The 23848-nt window shown below is 70.4% G+C and carries 14 protein-coding genes; 9 read left to right on the forward strand and 5 right to left on the reverse strand.

Going from position 1 to position 23848, the window contains the following annotated elements; all coding sequences use genetic code 11:
* The first annotated feature begins 152 nt into the window (after positions 1-152).
* Positions 153-1901 (forward strand): protein kinase, encoded by a 1749-nt coding sequence (locus ACIOD2_RS08720; RefSeq protein WP_400536010.1) that lies wholly within the window; start codon positions 153-155, stop codon positions 1899-1901.
* On the opposite strand, the gene ACIOD2_RS08725 is transcribed toward ACIOD2_RS08720, so the two are convergent.
* Positions 1898-2467 carry a class I SAM-dependent methyltransferase gene (locus ACIOD2_RS08725; protein ID WP_400536013.1) on the reverse strand — a complete coding sequence of 190 codons (570 nt, stop codon included), beginning with the start codon at positions 2465-2467 and terminating at the stop codon, positions 1898-1900. The two genes, ACIOD2_RS08720 and ACIOD2_RS08725, sit on opposite strands and share 4 nt — an antisense overlap.
* An 82-nt stretch (positions 2468-2549) precedes the next feature.
* On the opposite strand from ACIOD2_RS08725, the gene ACIOD2_RS08730 reads away from it, so the two are divergent.
* A complete protein-coding gene (locus tag ACIOD2_RS08730; RefSeq protein ID WP_400537955.1) occupies positions 2550-3263 on the forward strand; it encodes an AraC family transcriptional regulator in 714 nt (237 codons plus the stop codon).
* Between the two features lie 3 nt (positions 3264-3266).
* Here the strand turns inward: ACIOD2_RS08730 and ACIOD2_RS08735 are convergent, their stop codons facing one another.
* A complete protein-coding gene (locus tag ACIOD2_RS08735) occupies positions 3267-4835 on the reverse strand; it encodes a dolichyl-phosphate-mannose--protein mannosyltransferase (protein WP_400536016.1) in 1569 nt (522 codons plus the stop codon).
* Positions 4836-4914: 79 nt separating this feature from the next.
* Here ACIOD2_RS08735 and rsmI point away from each other — a divergent pair, with 79 nt between their 5' ends.
* From rsmI to ACIOD2_RS08755, 4 genes are all read left to right on the forward strand, one after another.
* The gene (rsmI, locus tag ACIOD2_RS08740) at positions 4915-5751 is read left to right on the forward strand and encodes a 16S rRNA (cytidine(1402)-2'-O)-methyltransferase (protein WP_400537957.1); all 837 of its coding nucleotides are present in this window, start codon (positions 4915-4917) and stop codon (positions 5749-5751) included.
* Positions 5752-6060: 309 nt separating this feature from the next.
* Positions 6061-10107: a LamG-like jellyroll fold domain-containing protein gene (locus ACIOD2_RS08745; protein WP_400536019.1), complete on the forward strand. Its 4047-nt coding sequence runs from the start codon at positions 6061-6063 to the stop codon at positions 10105-10107.
* 45 nt (positions 10108-10152) lie between these two features.
* Positions 10153-16977, forward strand: coding sequence for an RHS repeat-associated core domain-containing protein (locus ACIOD2_RS08750; RefSeq protein ID WP_400536022.1), 6825 nt, complete (start codon positions 10153-10155; stop codon positions 16975-16977).
* 35 nt (positions 16978-17012) lie between these two features.
* Positions 17013-17309: a hypothetical protein gene (locus ACIOD2_RS08755; protein ID WP_400536024.1), complete on the forward strand. Its 297-nt coding sequence runs from the start codon at positions 17013-17015 to the stop codon at positions 17307-17309.
* Positions 17310-17344: 35 nt separating this feature from the next.
* Here ACIOD2_RS08755 and ACIOD2_RS08760 read toward each other — a convergent pair whose 3' ends face one another.
* Complete coding sequence (locus ACIOD2_RS08760) at positions 17345-17884, reverse strand: QsdR family transcriptional regulator (protein ID WP_400536026.1); 540 nt, start codon at positions 17882-17884, stop codon at positions 17345-17347.
* A 51-nt stretch (positions 17885-17935) separates the two neighbouring features.
* Between ACIOD2_RS08760 and ACIOD2_RS08765 the strand changes: the two genes are divergently transcribed.
* Complete coding sequence (locus ACIOD2_RS08765; RefSeq protein ID WP_400536028.1) at positions 17936-18895, forward strand: zinc-binding alcohol dehydrogenase family protein; 960 nt, start codon at positions 17936-17938, stop codon at positions 18893-18895.
* A gap of 47 nt (positions 18896-18942) precedes the next feature.
* Here ACIOD2_RS08765 and ACIOD2_RS08770 read toward each other — a convergent pair whose 3' ends face one another.
* Positions 18943-20187, reverse strand: a complete 1245-nt coding sequence (locus tag ACIOD2_RS08770) for an aminodeoxychorismate synthase component I (RefSeq protein ID WP_400536031.1) — start codon at positions 20185-20187, stop codon at positions 18943-18945.
* A 19-nt stretch (positions 20188-20206) separates the two neighbouring features.
* Complete coding sequence (locus ACIOD2_RS08775) at positions 20207-20821, reverse strand: glycoside hydrolase family 25 protein (RefSeq protein WP_400536033.1); 615 nt, start codon at positions 20819-20821, stop codon at positions 20207-20209.
* A 166-nt stretch (positions 20822-20987) separates the two neighbouring features.
* On the opposite strand from ACIOD2_RS08775, the gene metG reads away from it, so the two are divergent.
* Positions 20988-22781, forward strand: coding sequence for a methionine--tRNA ligase (metG, locus tag ACIOD2_RS08780; RefSeq protein ID WP_400536036.1), 1794 nt, complete (start codon positions 20988-20990; stop codon positions 22779-22781).
* Positions 22782-22793: 12 nt separating this feature from the next.
* Complete coding sequence (locus tag ACIOD2_RS08785; RefSeq protein WP_400536039.1) at positions 22794-23630, forward strand: TatD family hydrolase; 837 nt, start codon at positions 22794-22796, stop codon at positions 23628-23630.
* Positions 23631-23848 lie beyond the last annotated feature (218 nt).

The raw sequence follows: 23848 nt of genomic DNA on the forward strand, positions 1-23848 counted from the left end.
CCCATCATGACCCGGGGACGGCGGGCACGCCGGATTCGCGCGCCGGAAAGACCCGGCAACCCAACGGCGGCCGGGAGCGTCCTAAGCTGGACCGCGGGGAAATGCCCGCGTGAAGGTACGACAAGAACACGGACAGTGAGGGGAGCCCGGCGGTGAACGGACTCGCGAGCGCGTTGCTCTCGCTAGCCCATTCCTTGTTCGGCCCGGGCTTCTGCCCCGGCGAATGGGTCTGGGCGACGAGTGCGGCCGGCGCGCTCGTGGCGCTGCTTCCGCCGATCGGGGCGCTGGTCGTCTCGATCATCCGGAAGGGCACCGGCAACCGGTACGACCTGACGACCCTGTCGGTGTTCGGCGCGATCGGCCTGATCAGCACCCTGGTGCTGCCGTGGCTGTTGTCGAACGGCGTGTCGGGCGTCTACCGCATGGTGTTCGCCGGCGAGAAGTCCGGGCTGTCCGCGAACGAGGTCTCGACGCTGAAGGGGCCCGGTGGCTGCTGGGTCGACTCCCAGGTGAACTACCTGGGCGGCCGTCAGACCGTCTTCGACGTGCTTTCCTCCGGCAGCACCGGCGCCGACGACCTGCCGTTCTTCGTGTACCTGGTGGCTTTCGTCGTGCTGCCGGCCGGTTCGCTGCTGTTCGTGATGCTGCAGGGCCGCACGGCGTTCCGCCGCGGTCCGAAGTGGCCGTCCCGCCTCTTCTGGATCCCGTTCGTCGCGATGGCGCTGTTCAGCGTCGGCATGGAGGCGAACACCGCGCTGCACTTCTGGCTCGGGTTCCTGCCGTTCAGCGTGCTGGGCCTGATCCCGGTCGCGATGGTCGGCCCGCCGCCGTGGTCGGTCATCAACCGGCCGGACGTGCCGCCGCGCCGCGACCAGGAGCCGTACCGCCCGCCGCCGTCGCAGGTCCAGCCGCGGCCCACCCCGCCGCCTCCGCCGCCGCCCCCGATCAACAAGCCGTACCCGAAGACGGCGCTGGCGTCCGCGCCCGAGCCGCCGCCGATGGCGGGCGCGCTGGCCGCGGCGCCGGGCCCGATCCCGCCCCCGCCCGGCTCGCGCAACGCCGGCGGCAGCCGCTACCGGCGCGTCAAGCAGCTCGGCGCCGGTGGCTTCGGCACGGTCTGGCAGGCCGTCGACACCCAGCTCAACCGCACGGTCGCGCTGAAGATCGCGCACGCGCCGGACCGCGACACCGCCGAGCGCATGCAGCGCGAGGCCCGCGCGCTGGCCGTGGTCAGCCACCCGAACTGCGTCAAGGTGTACGACCTGGCCGAGGAGCCCGACGGGCTCGCGCTGGTCATGGAGTACCTCGAGGGCCGTCCGCTGGCCGAGCTGGTCGACGGGCAGGGCCCGCTCGACGACATCGCGGCCGGCCGCCTCTGGGCGACCATGTCGGGCGCGCTCGCCGCGGCCCACGAGAAGGGCGTCCTGCACCGCGACATCAAGCCGTCGAACATCGTGCTCGACCCCAGCGGCCTGGCCCACCTGATCGACTTCGGCATCGCCCGCAGCCAGGGCGACTCCAAGATGACGGCGACCGGGATGATGATCGGCACGCCCGACTTCGTCGCCCCGGAGCAGGCGATGGGCGCGACGGCGTCCCCGGCGTCGGACGCCTGGCAGCTGGCGGCGACGATCAGCTACGCGCTGTCCGGCCAGCCGCCGCGAGGCACCCGTGAGACCCCGATGGCCGCGCTGATGGCCGCGGCCCGGGCCGAACCGGTGTCCCGGCTGCCCCAGCGCAGCGCGCACGCCCGCCTGCTGGCGGCGTCCCTGGACCCCGAGCCGCGCCGTCGCCCGACGCTCAACGCCGTACGGCGTGAGGTGGAGGGCTGGCTGTCGAGGGCGGGCAAGTCCGCGGACGGCCCGGTGACCCGAGTGGTGCCCCGCCAGCACCACCGCTAGCCCGGCTTCACGGCCGAGAAGATCACCAGCTGCTTCGGCTCCAGCTGGACGTCCACCTGCCCGAAGCCGGCCTTCTCGAGGCGGGCCGGGAACGTGCCCGCGTCGACGACGTTCATCGTGTCGCCGATGTGCAGCAGGCGGAACCGCAGGTTGAGCTGGCCGTCGCTGCCGCAGTACGTGCCGCCCGGGCGCAGGACCCGCGCGGCCTCGGCGAAGATCGCGTCCTGCAGCTGCGTGGTCGGGACGTGGTGCAGCATCGTGAAGCAGACGACCGCGGAGAACCGGCCGGACTCGAACGGCATCTCCGCGCCGCTGCCCTCGACGACGTCGGCGCGGTCGCCGTACTTCGCGCGCAGCAGCTCGGTCGAGGCGTGGTCGATCTCCAGGACCGTCAGCTTGGGCACGACGTTGAGCAGCACCTTCGTCGTGGCGCCGAACCCGGGCCCGATCTCGAGGACGTCGTCACCCAGTTCCCGCTCCGCGAGCCACGGCGTCAGGCGCTCCTCGACGGTGGCCGCCCACTTCTCCGAGCTGCAGATCTTGCGGTGGATCAGGTTCATCGGCATGACTGCGACGTTAGGGAGACACCGTGGTGACCGGTAGCCGATAGGCTGCCAACCGATGTCGCAAATCGGCCAACCCCGCGCCATGCTGCTCGGCCAGGTGCCGCTGCCCGCGAGCACCTGGTTCCCGTGGCACCAGCACGAGCTGCACCAGCTCGTCTGGGCCGCCAGCGGCGTCATCGCGGTCAAGGTGGGTGACGCGGGCTGGGTCATGCCGCCGACCCGCGCCCTGTGGATGCCCGCCGGCGTCCGGCACCGGACCGGCGCGCTCGGCCGGGCGGCGCTGCGCGGGATCTACGCCCACCCGGACCGCAGCCCGGTGTCGTGGCCCGAGCCGCGGCTGGTCGCCGTCCAGCCGCTGCTGCACGAGCTGCTGGAGTACCTGACCGGTGACGGCGTGGCCCCGGACGCCCGGCTGCGCGCCGAGGCCGTGGCCTTCGACCTGCTGGAACCGCTCGACGTCGTGCCGATCGTCGTGCCGTCACCCGCCGACCCGCGGGCCCGGGACGTCGAGGCGGCGGTGCTGGCCAACCCGGCCGACCGGCGCGGCCTCGCCGAGTTCGGCCGGGACGTCGGCGCGGCCGAGCGCACGCTCGCGCGGATCTTCGTCCGCGAGTGCCGGATGCCGTTCGGGACGTGGCGCACCCAGGTGCGCCTGCGTGCGGCCCTGCCGTTGCTGGCGCAGGACCTGCCACTGGAGACGGTCGCGCACCGCGTCGGCTACAGCTCGGCGAGCGCGTTCGTCGCCGCGTTCCGGCGCGCGGTCGGCGTCACCCCGAGGGCGTACTTCGCAGGTTGAGCGCTACCGCCAGGACGGCAGCCAGCGCTCGGCCTCCCACTGGCCGTTCGTGATCGCGATGCCGTTGAGGATCGGCCACAGCCAGGCGAAGTTCGCCACCACGAGCCCGACGTACAGGCTGACGACGAGCAGACCGGTCCCGCGTCTTTCGAACCCGCGTTTCGCGCTGCCGAGGATCTGGCCCAGGCACAACGTCAACCCGAGCACGAGGAACGCGGCCAGCGGCGTCGCGTAGAAGAAGTACATCTGCCGGTCGATGTTCGTGTACCAGAAGACGTACCCGCCGAGGTAGCCGACGAGGACGGCGGCGTAACGCCAGTCCGCGCGGAAGATCGAGCGCCACGCCGACCAGGCGAGCATCGGGATGGCCAGCCACCACATCGCCGGCGTCCCGATCAGCATCGTCGCGCTGACGCAGCGGGACTCGCCGCAGCCGGTGACGTCGCCGTCGTAGCTGTAGAGCATCGGGCGCAGCCCCATCGGCCACGTCCAGGGTTTCGACTCCCACGGGTGCGGGTTGTCCTTGGGCGTGACCAGCGTTTCGTGGAAGTGCAGGACGTTCGCCGAGTAGTCGCCGAGCGAGCGCAGCGACGCCGGGATCCAGCCCCAGGCGCCGGGCGCGATGTCCTTGATCTCGGTGTAGTGCCGGTCGGTCGCCGTCTCGCTGGCGAACCACGCCCAGTACGCGCCGAGGTACATCACGAGCGGGATGAGCAGGATCGCCCACAGCGCGGGCGCCACGTCCCGGCGGATCGTGCCCAGCCAGGGCCGCTCGACGCCGGCCGTGCGCCGCGCCGCGACGTCGAAGCCGACGCACAGCAGCCCGAACGCGACGATGTAGTACAGCGCCGACCACTTGACGCCGAAGGTGAGCCCGATCATCAGCCCGGTCGCGAACCGCCACCAGCGGAAGCCGAGCTTGGGCCCCCACACCGACTCGTTGACCCAGCCCTCGCGCACCGCCGTCGCGAGCCGGGTGCGCACCTGGTCGCGGTCGACGAGCAGGCAGGCGAACGCGGCGAGCACGAACAGCGCGATGAAGATGTCGAGCATGCCCATCCGCGACTGCAGGTGCAGGACGCCGTCGCTGATCACGAGGATGCCGGCGATGCCGCCGAGCAGCGTCGAGCGGGTCAGGCGGCGCGCGATGCGGATGGTCAGGAAGATGATGAGCGTGCCGGCCAGCGCCGGCATGATCCGCCAGCCCCAGCCGTTGTAGCCGAACAGCCATTCGCCGACCGCGATCAGCTGCTTCGCCAGCGGCGGGTGGACGACCAGCTCGTAGCCGTAGTTGTCCTCGTAACCGCCGTTGCGCAGCACCTGCCACGCCTGCGGGACGTAGTGCTTCTCGTCGAAGACCGGGCTGCCCTTGTCGGTCGGGCTGCCGAGGTTCTGCAGCCGGACGATGCCGCCGATCACGGTGAGCACGATGGTCACGAGCCAGGCGCGTAGCCGGTCGTCCGGCATGCCGCGGCCGAGCAGGGTCGTCTCGCGGTCGGTCGGCGGCCGGAGCGCCTCGACCGGGCCCGGCCGGACGCTTTCGTCGTCGGGACGGGTCAGCACGGCGGTCACGGGGCGATCCTACGGGCGGGACAGGGCGTACGTCGTCCGGATCCGCCGACCCGCCTAGGCTGGCCCGGTGAGCTCATCGGTGACAACCGGCCGCCTGGTCCTGGCCGCTACCCCGCTCGGCGACGTCCGCGACGCCTCGCCGCGCCTGGCGGAGGCGCTGGCCGAGGCCGACGTCGTGGCCGCTGAGGACACCCGCCGGTTCCGGTCGCTGGCCGCGGCGCTGGACGTCACCCCGCGCGGCCGGGTGGTGAGTTTCTACGAAGACGTCGAGACGGCCCGCCTGCCCAAGTTGCTCGAATCGTTACGAGCGGGCGAGACGGTGGTGCTCGTGACGGACGCCGGTATGCCCAGTGTGTCCGATCCGGGCTTCCGCTTGGTGGCGGCGTGCGTCGAGGAGGATCTCCCGGTGACGTGCCTGCCCGGCCCGTCGGCGGTCACGACGGCGCTCGCTTTGTCCGGTTTGCCGTGCGACCGCTTCTGCTTCGAGGGGTTCGCCCCGCGCAAGCCGGGCGAGCGCACGAAGTGGCTCACCTCGTTGCGCGACGAGCCGCGGACGGCGGTGTTCTTCGAGTCCCCGCACCGGCTGGCCTCGCTGCTGGAGGACGCGGTTTCGGTGCTGGGCGCGGACCGGCGGGCCGCGGTCTGCCGCGAGCTGACGAAGACGTACGAAGAGGTGAAGCGGGGCTCTCTCTCGTCGCTGGCCGCGTGGGCCGAGGAGGGCGTGCGCGGCGAGATCACGGTGGTCCTCTCGGGCGCCGAGCCGCGCTCGGTCTCGGTGGCCGATCTGGTGGGCGAGGTGGCCGACCGCGTGGCATCGGGCGAGCGCCTGAAGTCCGCGGCGGCGGAGGTCGCGGCGGCGACTGGAGTGTCCAAAAAGGAGCTTTACGACGCGGTGCTGGCCGCGCGAAAGGCGTAGCCGCACCGGAATACGGCCATTCGCCAGGACGTAAATGTCCTGTTTGCACGGCTTGTGACGTGTGAGATCAAGATTAAGCCGTTCGGCCGCTACCGCCGGAGTCGATCATCGGCGATCGTTTCTGCTGGGCGCGGCCGGGACTGTCCGGTCGCGGAGTGAGGGGTCATTCGCGTGTCTGTTGTCGTGCGTTCTTCCGGGCTGAGATACAGACCGGGTGTTGTCGTCCTCGTGCTGGCCGTGGCGTTCGGGATCCTTCCCGCCACGGCTTTTTTGCGCCCTCCACCGGCTTCGGCCGACACCAGCGCGCAGGTGCCGGACGCCGCTCCGGACGAAGCGACCGCCGCGCGATTCGCGGGACAGGGCCGCAAACGCGTTCAGGTCACCGGGGAAACGACCGAAACCGCGGAGACCGTCGCCAACCCGGACGGCACGTTCACCACGACCCGGAACGTGCGGCCCACGCGCGTCAAGCGGGACGGCGGCTGGGTGGCCCCGGACTCGACTTTGGCGGCCAAGGACGGTGTGCTCGCCCCCAAGGCCGCGACCACCGGAATCACGCTCTCCCAAGGGAATCAGCGCGCGGTCAAGTCCGCCGGCGCGCAGCCGCTGCTGCGCCTGACGCGTGACGGCACGTCGGCCGGCTTCGACTGGCCCGGCGCGCTGCCCGAACCGGTCGTCACCGGGTCGACCGCCACCTACGCCGAGGTCCTTCCGGGTGTCGACCTGCGGGTGCAGGTCGACATCGACACCGTCCACGAGGTCCTCGTGGTCAAGACGCCCGAAGCGGCGAAGAACGTGGCGAAGTTCGACTTCGGTGTCCCCGTGCAGAACGGCGCCGTGACGAAGGACACCGACGGCTCCCTCCACGTCCGGAACGCCAAGGGCGACGAGAAGTTCACCGCTCCGCCGGCGATGATGTGGGACTCCTCCGGCGCCGAGGCCGGGGCGCAGGACTTCACCCGCGGCCCCGCGCCGGGCGGTCACCGCGCCGCGGTCGGCGTCGACCTGGCCGGGACGAAGCTCACGCTGACGCCCGACCAGAAGCTGCTGACCGGCGCCGAGACGGTGTACCCGGTGTACGTCGACCCGACCTGGCACGACAACTTCTGCACGTGGTGCGGCCGGAACCACTACCTCGTCCAGTACGCCTGCGGCTCGGGCAAGACCCCGGGTGACGCGGTCTGGGACACCGACGACAGCCTCCGCGCGGGGTACTACAACGACCCCAGCTCCAGCTGCAGCGGTCACCTGGTCACCGCGCGGTCCTTCGTCGAGATGAACCTCAGCGGACTGGCCGGGAAGAAGATCTACGGCGCCCAGCTCAGCCTCGGGCTCACCAACCCCGGCAACTGCGGCGCGAGCAACAACATCGTCTGGGCCGGCGGGATCAGCCCGGGGCTGAAGTTCAACAGCGGCCCGGCCTGGTGGCAGACCGTCGCGACCGTGTCGGGCTGCCCGGCGAACGTCGGGTTCGACATCACGGGCACCATCCAGTCCGCGGTCTCCGGCTCGACCTGGACGTTCGGCATCGTCTCGCCGGACGAGGGCAACACCGCGACCTGGAAGCGGTACTCGCCGCAGGTCGGCTTCTCGGTGACCTACAACTCGCCGCCCAACCAGCCGGCGAACCTCGCGCTCTTCAACGGCACGCAGTCCTACCCCTGCGTCCAGGGCGCGTCGCGGCCGGTCCTCGGCCCGACCAGCACCGGTTACATCACCCGCGCCAACGTCTCCGACCCGGACGGCTACGGCCTGGACGCCCGGTTCCGCGTCTACAAGGGACTCGTCAGCCAGGGCGGTTACACCTGGGACGGCCAGGAGTTCGGCTCGGACAACATCGTGAGCGACACCAACCAGGCGAACCGCAACGCGGCCGCGACGCTGCCCAAGACGGAGATGAACGCGAACGGCTTCTACTCCTGGGACGCCCATTCCACCGACGGCCGGGAAACCACGTGGTCGGTGCCGTGCGAGGCCGAGGTCGAACTGACCCCGCCCGCCGCGCCCGTGGTCGCCTCGCAGACGTACCCGTCCGGCGCCTACGGCGGCGGCCCCGGCCGGCCCGGTGACTTCACGTTCACCGCGTCGAACACGGCGGTTCCGGTCGACCACTACGTCTGGAAGATCGACAACACGGCCGCGCCGAGCTGCAACGGCACCGAGGCCGGCTCGGTGAAACCGCAGGCGTTGAGCGGCCCCGGCACCACGGCGATCGCACCCGGCGCCTCCGGCTCGCACGTGCTCAGCGCGTGGGCCTGCAACCGGGCGAAGACGCCGTCGACCCGCGTCGACTACGCGTTCACGGTCAAGGACGCCGCGGCCCCGGTGGCCGCCTGGCAGTTCGAGGGTGACGGGCGGTCCCAGCAGGCGGGCCTGCGTTACGCGGGTGCCGGCACCGGCGCCTACACGGCCGGCAAGCTGGGCCAGGCCGTCACCGTGACCGACCAGCCCGGCGACTACTTCGCGACCAGCGCCCGGGTGCTGGACCTCGGGAAGTCGTTCTCGGTGTCGGCCTGGGTCAACGCCGCCGACCTGAGCAAGCGCCGCGCCGTGCTCTCCGAAGACGGTGACCAGAGCAGCGGGTTCGCCCTGCAGTACCTGGAAACCGGCAAGTGGGCGTTCAGCCTGAGCAACGCCGACGTCGCGAGCCCGACGCTCACCTCTGCGGTCTCGACCGCCGCGCCGTCGGCCGGCACCTGGACCCACCTCACCGGGGTCTACGACGCCACGGCGCACACCGCGACGCTGTACGTCAACGGCCAGGCCCAGCAGACGGTCAGCGCCACGGCGGCGGGCGGCACGGGTCCGCTCGTCCTCGGCGGCGCCAAGTCCGCCGGGGTCCGGGGCACCCTGTTCAAGGGCTCGATCGACGAGGCCGCGGCGTTCGGCCGCGCGCTCACCGCGTCGGAGGTGACGACCCTCTACGGCCAGAACGGCATGCCGACCGGGTTGTCCGCGGTCCGTGAGTACACATTGGACGGTGACACCACCGACGCCACCGGCACCGACGGTGTGCTGACCACGAAGAACCTCACCTACGGCCAGGGGTATTCGGACTCGGCGGGCCAGTCCGCCACCGACGACGGCATCGGCCACGGGAGCGGGCAGGCCCTGGTCGACCAGGGGCCGGGCTACGCCGTGACCTCGGCGCCGGTGGTCGACAGCAAGCAGAGCTTCACGGTCTCGGCCTGGGTGAAGGTGAATTCCGCGACCAGCTACACGATCCTCGGGCAGCAGGGCACGCGGGGCAATTCCTTCCAGTTCAGCAACTCCACGACCACCATGGGCTTCGGCATGAGCACCAGCGACGTCGCCGACCCCAACGCCGCGGGCTGGCGGTGGGCGACCACGCCCATCGCGTCGCACGTGGGCGTCTGGACCCACATGACCGGGACCTACGACACGGTGGCCGGGACGGAGCGGTTCTACGTGGACGGTGTGCTGGCCGCCGAGGTGCCGATCCCGGCCAGTACGGTCTGGCGCAGCACGGGCCCGTTCACCGTCGGGAAGGTGGCCGACCAGGAGCTGGGTGTCTTCAACGGCTCCGTCGACCAGGTCCAGGTCTGGGACCGCGCGCTGCCGGCCGCCGAGGTCGCCGGGCTCGCCAACTCCGCGGTGCTGCGGGCGAACTACCAGCTCGACGGCACCACGACCGACACCGTCAGCGGCACGACGGCGACACCGTCCGGCGGGGTCGCGATGACGACCGACGACACCGGTGCGAACGTGGCGCGGTTCGGCAGCCAGGTGGGCGGCCAGATCCACGGGCCGCGTCCGCAGAACTTCCGGTCCGACCGGAGCTTCACCGTCGAGGCCTGGGTCAAGCACACCTGGACCGCGGCCGACATCGCGGCGGCGAAGCAACAGGACCCGGCGAACACCGCCGGCGTGGACAAGCCCGGTCGCACCGCGCTCGCGCCGAACTCCGCGCAGTTCTCGCCGTACCTGCTCGGTTACCGGGGTGCGCAGGACGCGAACGGCGTCTGGCACCCGCGCTGGAGCTTCGTGCTGCCGGGCGCGGACACGACCACCGCCAAGCCGACTGGGTGGTTCGTGCTGCCCGACGCCGACGCGGAGTCGAACGTCTGGACGCACCTCGCCGGTACCTACGACGCCACCACGCACCGGGTGTGCGTCTACGCGACGACCGACGCGTACATCTACAGCCCCAAGTGCGCCGACAACGTGACCGCCTGGAACGGTGCCAGCGACCTCGAGGACCTGTTCCTCGGCCGGGGCCGCTGGACGGGTGCCGACTCCGACTACTGGTACGGCGATCTCCGCGGCATCCGGGTGTACAGCGGTGTGCTCGACATGCAGCACATCAACGCCGACGTCGTGCTCGACCACCCCTGATCCTTCCCAGTCCTTCCCGACTTTCGCAGAACGGGTAGATCTTCCATGCGCAGAAGTGCCAGATGGGCCAGGCTGGGCCGGTTCTCCCGGCCGACGGCGGCGGTGCTCGCGGCGGTCATGCTCGCCTCCGGCGGGACCGCGGTCGCGGCTCCGGTCAAGCCCGGCGGTAACTGGACGGTGCCGGCGGGCCAGAAGGACAAGAGCGTCCCGGTCAGCCCGGTGGCGGCGAAGAAGCTGCCGCCGATCGCGATCGGCAACGCGCCGATCGCGCAGCCGGTCTGGCCGGCCGCGAAGGACACCGACGTCGACCTGGCGCCGGCCGCGGACACCCAGCAGGTCCGCGCCGCGGACACGCCGGTGCGCCTCGGCCGGGTCAAGGCCGCGGCCCAGCCCGCCAAGGTGCACGTCAAGGTCGCCGACCACAAGGCGGCGGAGGCGCTGGGACTCGACGGCGTCGTGCTGTCGGTCACCGGCGCCACCGACGGCCCGGTCCACGTCGGGCTCGACTACAGCGGGTTCGCGAGCGCGTTCGGCGGTGGCTGGAGCGACCGGCTGCGGCTGTACACGCTGCCGGCCTGCGCACTGTCCACACCGGACAGGCCGGAGTGCCGCGAGCGCACGCCGATCGAAGGCGCGGGCAACGACGCGAAGACGCGGCAGGTGACGGCCGACGTCACCCCGGGCGCGCAGCGGACGCAGGTGCTGGCGGCCGCGGCCGCGGCGTCCGGCTCGGGCGGCTCGACCACGGCGCTGCCGCTGTCGGCCGCCGGCGACTGGTCGGCAGGCGGTTCGGGTGGCGACTTCTCCTACAGCTACCCGCTCGCGACGCCGAAGGCGCCGAACGGCGCGGCCCCGAACCTGTCGCTGTCCTACTCCTCGGGCAGCATCGACGGCCTGACCTCGGCGACCAACAACCAGGCGTCCTGGGCCGGCGACGGCTGGGACTTCACCCCCGGCGGCTTCATCGAGCGCAACTACAAGGGCTGCAGCGAGGACCTGGGCGGCAACAACGGCCAGACCAAGACCGGCGACCAGTGCTGGAGCCTCGACAACGCTTCTCTCGTGCTCGGCGGCCGGTCCACCCAGCTGATCAAGGTCAACGACACCCTGTGGCGGCCCAAGAGCGACGACGGGTCCAAAGTGGAGCTGCTGACCGGCGCGGCCAACGGGGTCTCCCACGGCCAGCACTGGCGCGTCACCACCGGTGACGGCACGCAGTACTACTTCGGCCTCAACCACCTGCCCGGCTGGACCAGCGGGAAGCCGGAGACCCAGTCGGCGTGGACGGTCCCGGTCTTCGGCAACAACGACGGCGAAGACTGCTACAAGGCCAACGACTTCGCGCACTCCTGGTGCCAGCAGGGCTGGCGCTGGAACCTCGACTACTCCGTGGACACCCACGGCAACGTCAGCAGCTTCTACTACCAGCCGGAAACGAACTCCTACGGCCTGAACCAGAACGTCACCACCGCCGGCACGTCGTACGTCGCGGGCGGCTACCCGCTGCGCGTCGAGTACGGCCTGCGCCTGGTGGACGGCAGCGTCTACGGCAGCGGCCCGACGAACCAGGTCACCTTCGACACGGCCGAGCGCTGCGTCGCGGACGCCTCCTTCGACTGCGCCCCGGCGAAGCTCACCGCGGCGAACGCGTCGCACTGGCCGGACGTCCCGTTCGACCAGATCTGCGCCGCGGGCGCGACCTGCGACTACGGCGCACCGGCGTTCTTCACGCGCAAGCGGCTGACCGCGATCCACGCCCAGTACCTCACCGGCACCACGCCGCACGACATCGACCAGTGGGACCTCGTCCAGTCCTACCCGGGCTCGGGTGACGCCGCGCCGCCCGCGCCGTGGCTGAACTCGATCACGCACACCGGCAAGGCGGGCGGCAAGGCGGGCAGCCCGCCGATCACCCTGCCGCCGACGCTGTTCGACCGGTACGTCTTCGCCAACCGCGTCGACACCCTGAACGACAAGTACGCGGCGATCACCCGCAGCCGCCTCAAGGAGATCCGCACCGAGACCGGCGGCCGGATCACGGTCGCTTACTCGGCGCAGGACTGCGTCGCGGGCAGCCGCATGCCCGCCTCGCCCGAGACGGACACCTACCGCTGCTACGCCTCCTACTGGAGCCCGCCGGCGGCGAAGGACCCGGTGCTGGACTGGTTCCACAAGTACGTCGTCGTCGACGTCAAGGAGGAGGACCTCACCGGCGGCTCGGTGCCGGTCGAGACGCACTACGACTACCCCGTCGACGGCGCCGCCTGGCACTACGACGACAGCCAGTTCACGCCGGACACCCGGCGCACCTGGAACCAGTGGCGCGGCTACGACGTCGTGACCACCTCCACCGGAGCCGTCGGGAAGACCCGGACCGTCACCGAATCCCTGTACCTGCGCGGGATGGACGGCGACCACCTGCCGTCCGGCACCCGGCACGTCTCGGTCACCGACTCCGACGGCGGGTCCATCGTGGACCAGGACCCGTTGCAGGGTTTCGTGCGCGAATCGCGGACGAAGCTGGCGGACGGGAAGACGATCGACTCGTCGTCGATCAACGACCCGTGGCTGCGCGGCCCGACCGCGACCAGCTCCGACAGCCGCCTCAAGGCGTACATGACCGACACCGCCACGGTGCGCGGCCGCACCCTGCTCTCCGACGGCAAGACCTACCGCCGCACGCAGGTGAACAAGAAGTTCGACGACAACGGCATGACGACCCAGCAGGAGGACCTGGGCGACACGTCGACGCCGTCGGACGACACCTGCACCAACACGACCTACCTCGCGAACACCGCCGGGATGTTCGACCGGTCGAGCACGGTCACCATGTTCGGCGGCAACTGCGCCGGCACGCAGACGGCGACGAACAACATCACCGACGTCAAGGTGGCCTACGACCACCAGGCCGTCGGGCAGCCGCCGACCAAGGGTGACATCACCGAGCAGGACACCCTCGACACCTGGGACGGCGGGGGCAAGCACTACGTCGCGACCGCCAAGAACAGCTACGACGACCTCGGCCGCGAAACCGAGTCGACGGACGTCTTCGGCAACGTGACGAAGACCGGGTTCGTCCCGGCGACGGGCGGCCCGCTCACCGCGACCACGTCGACCAACCCGCTCGGCTGGACGTCGACGACCAACCTCGAGGTCGCGCGCGGCAACCCGACGTCGTCGGCCGACGTGAACAGCGTCACCACGACCATCGAGTACGACTCGCTGGGGCGCAAGACCGCGGTCTGGAACCCGGGCAGCAGCTCGGCGGCCACGCCGACGGCGAAGTTCGAATACGGCGAGAGCCAGACCAGCCCGACCTTCGTGCGCACGATGACGTTGCAGGACACGGGTTCCTACACCGACGCGTACACGATCTTCGACGGCCTCGGCCGGGCCCGGCAGACCCAGGTGCCGGCGCAGGGCGGCGGCCGGGTCGTCTCCGACACCCTGTTCGACTCGCGCGGCCTGCAGTTCAAGAGCAACGCGCCGTACTTCAACGACGCCTCGGGGCCGAACTCGACCCTGGTGGCGGCCGCGGACAACACCGTGGTGGCGCAGACCGTCACCGAGTTCGACAGCCGCGCGCGGCCCACCGCGTCGATCCTGATGTCCAAGGGCGTCGAGCAGTGGCGGACGAGCACCCTCTACCAGGGTGACCGCACGACGACGATCCCGCCCGCGGGTGGCTCACCGTCCACAGTGGTCACCGACGTGCAGGGGCAGACCGTCCAGCGGCTGCAGTACACCAACGGCTACACCCAGGGCGGGGCGAACCCCGCCGACGTCACGAACTACACGTACAACGCCGCCGGCGCGATGACATCCCTGCAGGACTCCGCGGGCAACGTCTGGTCGACCAAGTACGACCTGCGTGGCCGCAAGATCGAGCAGACCGACCCGGACGCCGGACGCTCGACCTACACCTACGACCAGGCGGGCCAGCTCAAGTCCACCACGGACGCCCGGAACCAGACGCTGGTCTACACCTACGACACGCTCGGCCGGAAGATCCGCGAGAACAAGGACTCCGACACGGGCGCCCAGCTGGCGAGCTGGTCGTACGACACGCTCGCGCACGGTCTCGGGCTGCCGGTGTCGTCGACCCGCTGGAACGGCACGAACGCCTACGTGAACCGCGTCGTCGCGTACGACGGGTTCAGCAGGCCGACCAAGACCGCCGTCGACATCCCGTCGACGGAGGGCGCGCTCGCGGGGAGCTACGAGTTCTCGACGAAGTACACCCCGACCGGGGCGATCGGCGAGACCGTGAGCCCGGCGGCGGGCAACGTGCACCAGGAGCACGTGCTCCACACCTTCACCGACCTCGGCCTGCCGGCGACGAGCTACGCGCTCGACTCCTCGACGGGTGCGCGGACGGACCTGGTGTCGGCGACCGGCTACACGAGCCTCAACGAGATGTCGACGCTGCAGCTGGACGGCGCGACCTCCACGTCGAACGTCGGGCTGACCCAGACCTACGACGAGGTGACGCGGCGAGCGCAGACCACGACGGTCAGCCGGGAGACGCAGGTCGGGGCCGAGCTCAGCAAGCGGACCTACACCTACGACCCGGCGGGCAACGTCCGGAAGATCGCCGACACCCCGTCCGGCGCGGCGGCGGACGTCCAGTGCTTCGACTACGACTACCTGCAGCGGATGACGGACGCGTGGACGCCGTCGTCGAGTGACTGCGCGGCGGCGAAGTCGTCGTCGGCACTGGGTGGCGCGGCGCCGTACTGGGACACCTACACGTTCGACAAGACCGGCAACCGCAAGACGCAGGTCGAGCACAAGGCGACCGGGGACGTCACGACGTCGTACAACTACCCGGCGTCGGGCGCCGCGGCGGTGCGGCCGCACGCGCTGCAGGACACCGGCACGGCCGGCCCGACCGGCACGTCGACCACGGGGTACACCTACGACGAGGCCGGCTCGGTCCGGACGCGCAACGTCGGCGGCAACACCCAGACCTACACCTACGACGCCGAAGGCCACACCGCGAGCGAGACGGACAGCGGCGGCTCGAGCTCGTACGTCTACGACGCGGACGGCAACCGCCTGATCGCCCACGACCCGACCGGCGCGACGCTGTCGATCGGCGACCTGGAGATCTTCCAGACCGCGGGCACACAGGCGGCGACGGCCATCAGGTTCTACTCCCACGGCGGCGCGCAGGTGGCCGAGCGGGTCGGGTCGTCGGGCCTGCGGTGGATGCTGGGCGACCTGCACGGCACGAACGGCCTGTCGATCACGCAGGGGACGCTGCAGCCGAACCAGCGCTACACGGACCCGTTCGGCAACGTCCGCGCGCAGACGTCCACGTGGCCGGACAAGCACGGTTTCGTGGGCGGCTACCAGGACACCACGGGCCTGACGCACCTCGGTGCGCGTGACTACGACCCGACAACGGGCCGCTTCACGAAGACCGACCCGGTGCTCACCCCGGACCTCCCGCAGACGCTGAACGCGTACGCGTACGCCAACAACGCGCCGGCGACGGAATCGGACCCGTCGGGCCTGTCGGCCTGCTACAGCATGGGTTCGGACGGCCTGCTCTGCAACGCGGGCACGCCGCAGGCCGAGGGCTGTTCGTGGAACAAGAACTGCAACGTCCAGGGCCACCACACGGACGCGGAGATCGACCACCGCAACGGCAAGGACCAGTACGACAAGACGGTTCGCGACAAGAACGTCAACATGGCCGGCTACAAAGCCGCCCAGGAAGTGGTGAAGAAGACCAAGTGGGACGTCTTCGTCGAGGCGGCGGGTGAGCTGGTCAAGGGCTTGATCGGCTGGGACGACATCAAGGACTGCGTCACCCAGGGCGCGTTCGGCGCGTGCGTCAAGACGATCATCAACTTCATCCCGTGGGGCAAGGTCCTGAAGGCCGGCGAGATCATCGCGGACTTCTGGCGAGGCGCAAAAGCCCTGGTCACGTTCGGCCGTGAGGTGGAGAAGGCCGAGAAGGTCATCGTCGACACGGAGAAGGTCCTGGCCGACGCGGACAAGGCCGCGAACGCGGCGGCTGATGCGGAGCGGGCCGCTTCGGAGGTGGCCCACGGGGCCGAGGAAGCCAAGGGAGCGGAGAGCGGCGCGTCGTGCGCGTTGCACAGCTTCGTCGCCGGAACGCTGGTGCTCTTGGCGGACGGTTCGACCAAGCCGATCGAGCAGGTCCACGACGGAGACGTGGTCAAGACGACCGACCCGGCGACGGGTCTGGTCGAGCAGCACAGGGTAGTGGGCACGCTCGTCCACAGCGACGAGAACCAGCGCACCGAGATCACCTTGGACTCGGGCGGCACGGTGGTGGCCACGGACTGGCACCCCGTCTGGGTGGAAGAAGCGGGCGGCTGGGTAGCGATCGGTTCGCTGACGCCGGGTGAGCACCTAAGCTCGGCGGATGGTCACCCGGTGGTCGTCAAGGCGGTCCGGCACTTCGAGCAGCAGGCGCCGGTCTATGACCTCACAGTGGACTCGGCTCACGACTACTACGTGGGCGCCAGCGCGGTCGCGATCCTGGTCCACAACTGCGGTGAGAAATCCTACGACGCCAGCGGCAAGCACTTGGGCTCGGAACGCCCCAGCTCGCGAGGCCCCAACAGCGCTGAGCCTGCGAACGGTCAGGCTGCTTTGGAGAACTCGGTGCAAATCAAGGACACGGCACCACGACGTGTGGGCATGAGTGAGGGGGAGGTCGTCATTCTCGACCGCACGAGGGTGGTGCCGTGTGGGTGCACGGTCGAAGACGGGTTCAACGAACTCTTCCACGGCCATGTCCGTTCAAACATCGCCACGGACCCTGGTATGGCCAAGGCGTTCAGCGTGCTGAACAAAGCTATTCGCAAAGGGCTGATCGACCCGAACAGGTAGAGGCTGGCATGACAGAGGGACCTTGGCGCTCGAGGATGGTCGCGCTGGTTCGGCAGGGAAGCGTAGCGGACGCGACGGACGCGTTGCTCGCCCTCACGTACAACGAGCCGGACCGGCGCTGGCTGCAGGGATTCCTGCTGGAGTGCCTCGAGCCAGAAGTCGAAGGGCAGGTTCGAGCGCTCGCGGTCACGTGCGTCGGTCACGTTGCCCGCCTGGATCACGAGGTCGGACCGGCGCTGCTGGGCAGGCTTCGGGAACTGGAGGAAGATCCCGTTCTCGCGGGGATCGTCGAAGATGCATTCAGCGATATTCAGTCCTTTGTGGGCAAATAACATCGCGGCGAGAACTTCGGCGGCGGCTGATCGATTCAGGTCAGCAACGCGGTCACCGCGGCATGCGCCTTCTCCGCATCGGGCGCATCCCCGGTGATCACGTCCGTGTAGACGAACGACTCCCCGATTCGCACCAAGAGGTAGGCCAGATCCGGCACCGGCAGTGGCGGCACCAGCCGCCCTGCCGTGACCTCCGCCGACAGCAGCGACTCCAGTTCCGCGGTAGTCCGCCGCTGGCACACGCTCGCCCGAGTCGTCAACAGCCGCAGAGCCCGCTCAGGTTCCCGCCGCAGGAAGTCCCGGAACGGCGGTGAGTCGTTCGCGAACCGGACGTACCCGCTCACGAAGTCCGCGACCCCGGCGGCCCCGCGCCCCACGCACGAAGGCCACAGCCGGGCGATGGAGGCAGCAGAAAGCGACCACAGGATCTCCCCGAGCAGGAGGTCCCGGGAGCCCACCCTCCGATGCAACGTCGCCCGGCTGATCGACAGCGCCTCGGCCAGTTCGCCCATGTCCACGCGCCGGCCGGTCAGGAACCAGTCGCGGGCGAGGTCGAACGCTGCCGAGTGAGACATATGTCAGAATGTCTCACATCGAGCAGTGAACAGCCAGGAGGGACGGCAGCAATGCGTGCAGTGCAGGTGACCGAGTTCGGCGGGCCCGAGGTGCTCACGCCGGTCGAACTGCCGGATCCCGTCGCCGGGCCCGGTGAGGTGCTGATCGACGTCGAGCGGATCGGGGTCAACTACGCCGACACCCACCAGGCCGAGAACAGCTACCTCGCGCCGTCGAAGCTGCCGCTCGTGCCCGGGGGTGAGGTCGTCGGGCGCACGCGCGAGGGCAAGCGCGTTGTCGCCCTGCTCAACGGCGGTGGCGGGTACGCCCAGAAGGCCGTCGCGCCCGAGGCGACCACCTTTCCGGTGCCCGACGGCATCGACGACCTGACCGCCCTGTCCATGCTGGTCCAGGGCGCGACCGCCTGGGTCCTGCTCCGCAAGAACGCCCACCTCGAGCAGGGCGAGTCCGTCGTCGTGCACGCGGCCGCCGGCGGGGTCGGGACGATCGCCGTGCAGCTCGCCAAGGCGTGGGGCGCCGGCCGTGTCATCGCCACCGCCAGCAACGACGAGAAGCGCGCGCTCGCCCTCGAACTCGGGGCCGACGTCGCGGTCGACTCGCGCGCCGAGGACATGACGGCGACGCTGCTCGAGGCCAACGGCGGCCGCCGCGTCGACGTCGTGCTCGACATGGTCGGCGGTACGACGACCGACCAGAGCATCGCCGCGCTGGCGGCGTTCGGCCGGCTGGCGTTCTACGGCATGGCCGGGCGCGAGTCGCCGAAGCCGGTCGACCTGCGCAACATCCTCGGCCACAGCACCACGATCAGCGGCATGTGGCTGCCGCACGTCTTCCGCCTGCCGGGCAACGTCTTCGGCACCGCGCTGACCGAGCTGTTCGACCTCGTGCTCGCGGGCAAGCTCAAGGCGATCCCGGGCGGCGAGTACTCGCTGTCGGACGCCCGCGGCGCGCACGAGGCCCTGCGCTCGCGCGGCACGGTCGGCAAGCTCCTCCTGGACCCGACGAAGTAAAGCCGTGAATGGCCCATTGAGGGACTTCAAGTCCCTCAATGGGCCATTCACGGCTTTGAAGCGAGGAGTGCCTCCAGAGGCGCCGCCTTGTGGAGGCACTCCTGCCACTCCGCCTCCGGGTCCGAATCCGCCGTGATGCCGCCGCCGACCCCCAACGCGATCTCCCCCGAGCGGATCTCGAACGTCCGGATCGCGACGTTCAGCTCCAGCCCGGCCGCCGGTGAGGCCAGCCCGATCGCTCCCGTGTAGACGCCGCGGCCGCAGGGTTCCAGCGAAGCGATCAGGTCCAGCGCCCGGATCTTGGGCGCGCCCGTCACCGAGCCCGGCGGGAAGGTCGCGGCCAGCAGCGCAGCGTCGGACACCGCGGGGTCCAGCACTCCCGAGACCGTCGACTCCAGGTGCCACACCCCCGGCGCCGGGCGCACCCGCAGCAGCGACGGCACCGTCACCGAGCCCACCTCGCACACCCGGCCGAGGTCGTTGCGCACCAGGTCCGTGATCATCACGTTCTCCGCGACGTCCTTTGCGGACTGACGCAGCAGAACCGCGTTCCCGTCGTCCGAAGGGCCGCGCCGGGGGAGCGTTCCCTTGATCGGCGTCGAGCGCACCGAACGGCCGTGGCGGGCCAGGAACAGCTCCGGCGAGAACGAGACCACCGATCCCCAGTCGCCCGCCAGGAAGGCCCCGCGGCGGGGCGCCAAAGTGGACACCCCGGCGGCGAACAACGCAGCGGGAGAACCCGAGAACGTACCCGTGAAGCGGCTGCAGATGTTCGCCTGGAACAACTCCCCGGCCTCGATCGCGTGCACGCACGCCTTCACCGCGTCCCGGTGCTCCGACGGCAGTGGACGTCGTAGCGGCTCGGCCTCCCAGGAGAGTGACGGAGCAGGCCTGGCCAGCAGGGACTCCATTGTGGACACCGACGGCCCGCCGCCGTCCAGGGACTCCAGGTAGCACTCGCCCGAGGCGGACCACCGCAGCACGTGGTCCGCCCAGCCCCACGCCGACGGCGGCAGCGCACCCGATCGCCGCGACGGGTCCGCCGAGTCGTACGACAGGTACCCGAACCAGCCGCCGCCCAGCACGCCCGGCGGGGCGTCTGCCGGTGCGGGCCAGGTCACGGGCCCGGGAGACACCTGAAGCGACGGCGCGATCACCGCACGTGACCCGAACCACTCGCCCGACAGCATCGCCGGCGGCGGCAGTCCGCGGGAGCGCGCGAAAGCCGTCAGCACCAGCAGCGCGCGCGACGGCGTCACGTTCGTCCGAAGTGCCCTGCTCGTCACGCGCATGGGCACATTGTCACCGGGCCTACAGCAAAAGGTCGCCCAATGTGAACGGATACACGACGGCGTTCTGCTCGACCGGCCCGGCGATGCCCGGCACGTCCGGCGCGCACGCGTGCTGGTGCACGCCGAGCCGCGAGTGGAACCAGCCGGCCCGGCCCGGGATGCCGTTGTGGCGGATCAGCCACAGCACCACTTCGGAGTCGGCCCAGCGGTCCGGGTGCAGCCGGCGCTGCCAGCAGTCGTAGTCGGCGTACACCAGCACGCGCTCGATCCGCGCCGCGTGCCGGACGTACTTGATCCACGCCTTGATGAACCGGTCGTCGACGCTCGGCGCCGCCACCTCCAGCGCCGGCGCCAGCGAGCCGGGCGAGAACGCGCCGAGCCGGCTCGCGGTGCGCACGAAGTGGTCGGCCTGGTCGTGCACCGCGCCGGGCCGCGCGTAGTGACGGCCGCCGACGTGCAGGCCCGCCTCCTGGGCGTCGTGCATGCTCCGCTCCGCGGCCAGGCTGGTCCAGTTGACGTTCTCGCTGATCGTCACCGAGACGAACCGGGCCTGCGCGCCGCGCACGGCCTGCCAGTCCGTGACGCGCTCGCGGTGGGACAGCGAGATGCCGAGTTCGGCTTCCGGCTCCGTCACAGTCCGCCCCCGGCGCGTCGATGAGAGCACACCATACGTCGCCGGAGGCGGACCCGCAGTGACACCACACCGGGTTGATCAGGCGTTTTCTTCTCCAGGTGGCGGGCCGGCGGGCTCCGCGTACCGCCCGACAACGCCGTGGACGGCATCCGTAGGCTAATAAGGTATGAGCACCCCAGTGTTGACTGCGGTGGCCTGGCCCTACGCCAACGGCCCCCGCCACATCGGCCACGTGTCCGGATTCGGCGTCCCGTCCGACGTCTTCTCCCGCTACCAGCGAATGGCCGGCAACCGGGTGCTCATGGTGTCCGGCACCGACGAACACGGCACGCCGATCACCGTCCAGGCCGACAAGGAAGGCCTCACCTCCCAGCAGACCGCCGACAAGTACACCCGCCAGATCGGCAACGACCTGCAGGGCCTCGGCCTGTCCTACGACCTGTTCACGCGGACCACCACCGGCAACCACGCCGACGTGACGCAGCAGATCTTCCTGGCGCTGCACCGCAACGGCTACGTCGTGCCGAAGACCACGCGCGGCGCGATCAGCCCGTCCACCGGCCGCACGCTGCCCGACCGCTACGTCGAGGGCACCTGCCCGATCTGCGGGTACGACGGCGCGCGCGGCGACCAGTGCGACAACTGCGGCAACCAGCTCGACGCCGCGGAGCTGATCAACCCGAAGTCGCGGATCAACGGCGAGACGCCGAAGTTCGTCGAGACCGAGCACTACTTCCTCGACCTCCCGGCGTTCACCAAGACCCTCGGCGACTGGCTCTCGACCAAGACCGACTGGCGCCCGAACGTCCTCAACTTCACCAAGAACCTGATCGACGACATGCGGCCCCGGCCGATCACCCGCGACCTCGACTGGGGCGTCAAGATCCCGCTCGACGGCTGGCGCGACCAGCCGATGAAGCGGTTCTACGTCTGGTTCGACGCGGTGATCGGGTACTTCTCGGCCAGCGTCGAGTGGGCGCGCCGCTCCGGGAACCCGGACGCGTGGCAGGAGTGGTGGAACAACGCCGACGCGCGGTCCTACTACTTCATGGGCAAGGACAACATCACCTTCCACGCCCAGATCTGGCCGGCGCTGCTGTTCGGCCACAACGGCGAGGGTGACAAGGGCGGCGAGGCCGGGAAGTACGGCAAGCTGCACCTGCCGGACGAGATCGTCTCCAGCGAGTTCCTCACCATGAGCGGCTCGAAGTTCTCGACCTCGCGCGGGCGCGTCATCTACGTCGAGGACTTCCTGCGCGACTTCGGCCCGGACACGCTGCGGTACTTCATCTCGGTCGCCGGCCCGGAGACCCAGGACACCGACTTCACCTGGGACGAGTTCGTCCGCCGGACGAACTTCGAGCTGGCCAACGAGTGGGGCAACCTGGTCAACCGGTCCATCTCGATGGCGCACAAGAACGTCGGCTCGATCCCGCGCCCGGAGGCGCCGGCCCCGGCCGACGAGGAGCTGAAGGCGCTGTCCCGCAAGGCGTTCGACACCGTCGGCGGCCACCTGGCCCGGTCGCGCTTCAAGCAGGCGGCCGGCGAGGCGATGCGCGTCGTCACGGCGGCGAACAAGTACCTGTCGGACCAGGAGCCGTGGAAGCTCAAGGACGACCCGGCCCGCCGCGACAGCGTGCTGCACACGGCGCTGCAGGTCGTCAGCGACGCCAACACGCTGCTGACGCCGTTCCTGCCGCACTCGGCCCAGAAGATCCACGAGGCCCTCGGCGGCACCGGCGTCTGGGCCGCGCAGCCGGAGCTCAAGGAGGTCGAGGACCTCGACATCGCAGGCCGGGTCAACCCGATCCTCACCGGTGACTACGCGTCGGAGCAGGCCAAGTGGGAGTCGAAGCCGATCGAGGTCGGCGTCCCGCTCGCCAAGCCGTCGCCGCTGTTCACGAAGCTCGACCCGGAACTCGGGGAGAACGGCCCCGAGTGGGCCCCGATCACGAAGTAAGAGGTACGCGAGTTGGGTGACGAGAAGCGCGAGCTGCCGCCGGTCCCGGACCGGCTCCCGGTATCGGTGGTGGACGCGCACACCCACCTCGACGCGTGCGGCGCGGTCACCGCGGCCGATGTCACGGCCATGGTCGACCGCGCCGAGCGCGCGGGCGTCGCGCGCGTGGTGACGGTCGCGGACGACCTCGCGTCCGCCCGCTGGGCGGCCGAGGCCGCCACGTGGGACCGGCGGGTGTGGGCCGCGGTCGCGGTCCACCCGACCCGGACCAAGGCCTTCGGCGACGCCGAGAAGTCCGAAGTGGAGCGCCTGGCGTCGGCCGAGCGGGTCGTCGCGGTCGGCGAGACCGGCCTCGACTACTACTGGGACTATTCGCCCCGTGACGCCCAGCAGGAGGCGTTCCGCTGGCACATCGACCTCGCGAAGCGGCTGGGCAAGCCGCTGATGATCCACGACCGCGAGGCCCACGAGGACGTGTTGCGCATTCTGGCCGAAGAGGGTGCGCCGAATGCCGTAATCTTCCATTGTTTTTCCGGGGACGCGGAAATCGCGCGCCGCTGCCTCGACGCGGGGTACGTCCTTTCGTTCGCGGGCACCGTGACGTTCAAGAACGCGAAGGGCCTCCACGAGGCGGCGCGGCTCTGCCCGCCGGACAGTTACCTCGTCGAGACCGACGCGCCGTTTCTGACCCCCCACCCGTTCCGTGGGCGGCCGAACGAGCCGTACGGCGCCGCCTACACCGTCCGTCACCTGGCGGCGCTCAGGGGCGAAGCTGTTCACGAGGTCGCAGAATCGGTCCGGACCACTGCGGAGCGGATCTACCGACTCCCCAGTGTCACAACGGGTTGAACGCATTGCGACAACCGGGTTCCTTGATCGCCCACCTGATGGAGTGACCCAGATCACGACACTCCGGGGGGTGTTTGCGCAACCCGGCGGGACCCGTTACTGTCCCGTGATCGTGCCGGTCGGTACTGCACCATGCAGTTGCCGGCTGTTACGCCCTCAGTCACGTCAGTGCACGTCGGGGAAGCGGAACCGGGTTGGTACGACCGGGACCGTGACGA

This window comes from Amycolatopsis sp. NPDC088138, from assembly GCF_044741685.1.
Lineage (GTDB): Bacteria > Actinomycetota > Actinomycetes > Mycobacteriales > Pseudonocardiaceae > Amycolatopsis.